General features: G+C 74.3%; 3 protein-coding genes. All 3 read right to left on the bottom strand.

Features of this window, described 5'->3' with window-relative positions; translation table 11 throughout:
- Positions 1–748: amidase family protein (locus AC1D01_RS34605; protein WP_477874025.1), on the bottom strand; the 748-nt coding region annotated here is incomplete at its 3' end.
- A complete protein-coding gene (locus AC1D01_RS34600; protein WP_477874023.1) occupies positions 745–963 on the bottom strand; it encodes a DUF4089 domain-containing protein in 219 nt (72 codons plus the stop codon). The genes AC1D01_RS34600 and AC1D01_RS34605, both read right to left, overlap by 4 nt.
- 42 nt (positions 964–1,005) lie before the next feature.
- Positions 1,006–1,401 (bottom strand): allophanate hydrolase-related protein (locus tag AC1D01_RS34595; protein WP_477874021.1); only part of this gene is annotated, 396 nt, incomplete at its 5' end.

Below are 1,401 nucleotides of genomic sequence, written 5' to 3'. Positions count from 1 at the left end.
CGGCATGGCAGCCGGGGTCCAGCGGATCCGGGCCCTGCATCGCGTCGTAGGTGGCGGCCAGGTCCTCGACGCTGCGCGCGAACGGCCCCAGGTGGTCGAGGCTCGCGACGAACGGGAAGCTGCCGCGCCGCGACAGCCGCCCGAAGGTCGGCTTCAGCCCCCACACGCCGCACAGCGACGACGGCACGCGGATCGAGCCGTTGGTGTCGGAGCCGAGCGTCACCGGCACCTGGCCGGCCGCCACCGCGGCGCCGCAGCCGCCCGACGATCCGCCTGCGGTGCGCGTCAGGTCGCGCGGGTTGCGGCTCGGGCCGTAGTGGCTGTTCTCGGTGGTGAAGCCATAGGCGAACTCGTCCATGTTCAGCGCGCCCACCAGCACCGCGCCGGCCGCGCGCAGGCGCTCGACCAGCACCGCATCGGCCGCGGCCGGTGGCTCGCCCTGGCGCACCTTGCTGCCGGCGCGCGTGGTCAGGCCTTCGATGTCGAACAGGTTCTTCACCGCATACGGCAGCCCGGCCAGCGCCGGCAGCACCTCGCCGCGGGCGCGCATCGCATCGACCGCGCGCGCCTCGCGCACCGCACGCTCGAAGGTGCCGTCGGTGAAGGCGTTGACCCGTGCGTCGCAGACCTCGATGCGGGCGATGCAGTGCTCGAGCGCCTCTTCGGCCAGCATCTCGCCGCTGCGCACGGCGCGCACCACCGACATGCCGGTGCTCATCCCGCCGGCATGCGCGAGACGCGCCGTCATGCCGGATCCTCGGCCGGGAACGGCGCCGGGCAGTAGACCTCGGCCGGTTCCAGCTCGGCGCCGAGYGGCAGCAGCCGCAGCGGCGTGACCATCGTGCGCGTGCGGGCCAGGTGCGTCGCGACGCGCGCGACCTGCGCCTCGTCGAGCGGCAGCTCCAGCAGCCGGGCGCTGGCGCGCACGAAATCGACGATGTCGGATGGGGTGGTGTCGGTCATGGCGGAAGACCTCCTTGCGCGGGAGTGCTGCAAGGACCGTGCTCAGCCGAGCGAAGCGAGGAAGCCGCGCCAGCCGCCGTACGCGGTGATGTCCAGCGCGCTGCCGCCGGCTGCCACGCCACGCGGCTCGCAGACGAAGCCGCGCTCCTGCGTGCCGTCGTCCAGCTCTACCGTGCCGAGCGCGAGCGGCGGGCCGACCATCTGCAGGAAGCTGCCGCCGTGGGCCGCGTCGATCTCCCACACCTCCACGTCGATCGCGCGACCCGCCTCGGGGCCGACATGCACCAGCGCGGGTCGCGTCGGCGCGTGGCCGGTCAGCGAATGCAGCCGGTACGCCGGCGCGGTGCGGGTGCGGCGCAGCAGCCGGCCGGCGCGTTCGGTCAGCTGCCAGTTCAGCGCGAGCCCGCTCATGTGCGCGCCGACGACGACCAGCCGCAG

The sequence above is a fragment of the Rhizobacter sp. P3_B12 genome (assembly GCF_056402895.1).
Note: the sequence above shows the minus strand (reverse complement) of the source record. Positions and strands in the feature narration are given on the sequence as shown.